This is a genomic window from uncultured Photobacterium sp., from assembly GCF_947039875.1.
Taxonomy (GTDB): Bacteria; Pseudomonadota; Gammaproteobacteria; order Enterobacterales; family Vibrionaceae; genus Photobacterium.
Window position 1 is genome coordinate 1 of record NZ_CAMRAN010000092.1, and the last position, 3,645, is coordinate 3,645.

The 3,645-nt window shown below is 40.2% G+C and carries 5 protein-coding genes; 2 read left to right on the forward strand and 3 right to left on the reverse strand.

What is annotated here, in order from left to right; translation table 11 throughout:
* A partial coding sequence (locus Q0V26_RS17825) for a GntR family transcriptional regulator (protein WP_297486326.1) occupies window positions 1-622 on the forward strand: 622 nt, incomplete at its 5' end.
* A 99-nt stretch (window positions 623-721) separates the two neighbouring features.
* On the opposite strand, the gene Q0V26_RS17830 is transcribed toward Q0V26_RS17825, so the two are convergent.
* The 3 genes from Q0V26_RS17830 to moeA are packed head-to-tail and all read right to left on the reverse strand — an operon-like array spanning window position 722 to window position 3,027.
* Window positions 722-955: a glutaredoxin family protein gene (locus tag Q0V26_RS17830; protein WP_045038238.1), complete on the reverse strand. Its 234-nt coding sequence runs from the start codon at window positions 953-955 to the stop codon at window positions 722-724.
* A 21-nt stretch (window positions 956-976) separates the two neighbouring features.
* Entirely contained in the window at window positions 977-1,744 is a 768-nt protein-coding gene (moeB, locus tag Q0V26_RS17835; protein WP_297486330.1) for a molybdopterin-synthase adenylyltransferase MoeB, read from the reverse strand.
* 47 nt (window positions 1,745-1,791) lie between these two features.
* A complete protein-coding gene (gene moeA / locus Q0V26_RS17840) occupies window positions 1,792-3,027 on the reverse strand; it encodes a molybdopterin molybdotransferase MoeA (protein WP_297486333.1) in 1,236 nt (411 codons plus the stop codon).
* A 310-nt stretch (window positions 3,028-3,337) separates the two neighbouring features.
* Here moeA and Q0V26_RS17845 point away from each other — a divergent pair.
* On the forward strand, window positions 3,338-3,645 hold a 308-nt coding region (locus Q0V26_RS17845; RefSeq protein ID WP_297486331.1), incomplete at its 3' end, for a GTP cyclohydrolase I.

Below are 3,645 nucleotides of genomic sequence, written 5' to 3' on the forward strand. Positions count from 1 at the left end.
TGCTAAATTACGTATTGTTGGTGCAACGACTATCGGCGCATTTGCTGATTGGGGTCTACGTAAAGACTTGTTAATTCCGTTTAGTGAGCAACGTCGCCGCTTAGAAGAAGGTGAAGAAGTGATGGTTCGTGTTTACACGGATCGCGCATCAGGTCGTATTGTTGGCTCTACTAAGTTCAACCGTTTCCTTGATCTTACACCTGCTAATTATAAAGTGGGCCAAGAAGTACAAGTGATCATTGCTGAAACGACAGAACTTGGTTATAAAGCGGTTATTGATGGTGAGCATTGGGGTTTATTCTTTAAAACAGAAGCTTTTGGCAAACTGTTTATTGGTAAGCAACTAAAAGCATACATTCAAGAAATTCGTCCAGATGGCAAAATTAACCTATCACTACAAAAAGTAGGCTTAGGTAAAGTTGACGATTTAGCGGATAAGATCCTCACGTCTTTAGAGATCAAAGGTGGCTTTATTCCTGTTAGTGATAAATCTAGCCCTGAAGATATTTTCCGTGTATTCCGTACCAGTAAAGCAACGTTTAAAAAGACGATTGGTGGCTTGTACAAAAAAGGTTTAATTGTGATTGAAAAAGACGGTATTCGTCTGAATGATAACGATTAATCACCACTAATTTCGTGTTTAGTGAAGATAAAAAAAACCGACATTCAACTAGAAATAGTAAAAATGTCGGTTTTTTTATGCATTTTTGTTGTGGCTATATTAATCGTTGTCGTGCAACAGCTTTTCGAATTTGGTCATATTCCAACCCATAAGTACACTATCCCCAATTTTAATAACAGGGACAGAGCGAGCGCCCGTTCGACTTAATTCTTTTCTGCCTTGTGGACTTGCTACATCGACTAAACGAAAAGGATAACCTTTTGTTTTCATATACTGCTGAGCATCTTTACAATGCGCACAGTTTTTCTGAGTAAACAGGGTAATACGTTTCATCATCATTACTTCGTGATTGGATTAGCTACACACAGAGCAGTTTGGTTGCTTCATCAATTTCATTTCGCGCCAACTCATACTCATAGCATCGAGCATCAAGATCTTGCCCGTTAATGGCGTGCCAACGTTGGTGGCCACTTTTATTGCTTCCATGGCTTGTACAGCGCCAACAATACCAACAACGGGTGACATAATGCCAGCTTCAACGCAGGTTAATGTTTGCTGACCAAAAAGGGCACTTAAGCACTGGTAGCAAGGTTCACCATCATGGTAGTTATAAACACTTATCTGGCCTTCCATACGAATAGCGGCCCCTGAAACTAAAGGTGTTTTAGTCTCAAAGCATAAGCGATTTAATTGATTACGTGTATTAACGTTATCACAGCAATCCAACACTAAATCGTGTTGTTTTATGAGTGGTAATAATTCGTCATCTGTTAAACGTTTTGCAATTGTCTTAATGGTTAAATAAGGGTTTATTGCCGTTAATGCTTGTTTTGCTGATTCAACTTTAAGCATACCGACCGTCGCATCTGTATGCAAAACTTGGCGCTGTAAGTTAGAAACTTCAACTTTATCGTCATCAATAAGGGTGATCTTACCCACGCCTGCAGCCGCAAGGTATTGTGATGAAGCACAACCTAAACCGCCTGCACCCAAGATTAACATTGAAGCGGCTTTTAATGCTTCTTGGCCTTCAAAGTCAAATTGGCGCAGAATAATTTGGCGATTATAGCGTAGCATTTCTTCATCTGATAATTCAGCACTGGTGTGTTGTTCTGTTGTCATAAGTGAAATTACCGTTATTAGCTGTTTATTCGTATATTAACGACAAATTAGTACATGGTGTGATTAAACATTTCAATAGTAACGAATTCGCCGGCTTCAACACGACCACGATCTTGTTCTAGTACCACAAAGCAGTTGGCATGGTGCATTGAACTAAATGCGCCAGAGCCTTGGTTGCCTGTTGTTGTTACTTCAAATTGGCCATTGCTATTAATGCTGTAAATACCACGTTGGAAGTCAGTACGCCCTGGGCGCTTTTTAAACATTGAGGTTGCTTTAGCTTGTAAACGAACAGGGGGTTGATATTGGCTATGACCCGCCAATTTTGCCAGCATAGGTTGTACTAATTGATATAAGGTCAGCATTGCAGATACTGGGTTGCCAGGAAGACCACAGAACCATGCATTGTTAATTGTACCAAATGCAAATGGCTTGCCCGGTTTCATGGCAATTTTCCAAAAACCAATTTTTCCTTCTTGGTCTAAAATATCTTTGGTGTAATCGGCTTCACCGACACTCACACCACCTGAAGTAATTACTACATCGGCATCTGTTGATGCGGTTACAAAGGCTTGACGTAGTTTCTCTGGACAGTCAGGAATAATACCAAGATCTAATACATCACAACCAAACTTCTCTAATAAAGCCTTCATACCATAACGGTTGCTATCGTAAATCTGGCCCGCTGCAAGTGCTTCACCGACAGGGCGTAATTCATCACCGGTTGAGAAAAAGGCCACTTTAGGACGACGGTAAACAGCAAAAGAAGCAATACCTAATGATGCGAGTAGTGGCATTTCACGTGCAGTTAAGCGAGTACCTTTTACTAATACTGTTTCACCCAAATGAACATCATCACCAACTGGGCGAATGTTGTCGTTTGCTTTGGGCTTGATCGTAAACTGAATGCTATTGCCATCAACATGTGTTTCTTCTTGCATGATAACAACATCAGTTCCTGCTGGAATTTCAGCGCCTGTCATAATACGGACACATTGACCTGCTTCACAAGTACCTGTAAAAGGGATCCCCGCAAATGATTTACCTATCATGGTTAAAGTATCTGCATGTTCAAGATCAGCAGCGCGAAGAGCATAGCCATCCATTGCTGAGTTAGCAAAAGGCGGTACATTGATAGGTGATAGAATATCTTCAGCAAGCACCATACCCATAGCATCAGTTAATGCTACCGTGGTGATTGTCGTTAGTGGTGAAACTTGAGTTAGAATATTATTTAACGCAGTTTCAACAGTCATTAAACCAGGTACGTTGCAGCATCCCATAATCGTATCCATTTTATTTATTCGTGATAATGAAAGTGAGCAGGTCTGAAAAATTCTCAGTTTGAGGTTGTATGTTTTACTCTGTTTCTTACTAAGTATTGTTCAGATTGCTAGTTGTTAGGTAGTTTACTCTTTATTGACTACCGCTGTAAGGGATTGAATATACTAAAATACGCTGGAAGATGGTATTAGGGGGTAATTTGGTGGTGAAATTATTCTCATTTGGAGGTATTCTGCTAAGGATTTTAGCGCTGGCAAGGTCAGAGGGGTATGTCTTTTTTATTCTACCTAGGTCAGCTGGAGGAAAAGAATGACAGCATTAAGTGTATCTGCAATACAAGTACGTGACGCCTTAGCCGCCCGTGATCTAGAAACTCCGATGACGGCTGATGTTGTAAGTCGAGAAGAAAAGAAAGTAAAAATTGAATACCATATGCGCGAGATTCTATCACTACTAGCGTTAGATCTTACGGATGATAGCTTGGTTGAAACACCGCACCGTATTGCAAAAATGTATGTCGATGAAATTTTTTCAGGTTTGGATTACACCAATTTCCCTAAAATCACAGTGATTGAAAATAAAATGAACTGTGATGAAATGGTGCGAGTAAAAGACAT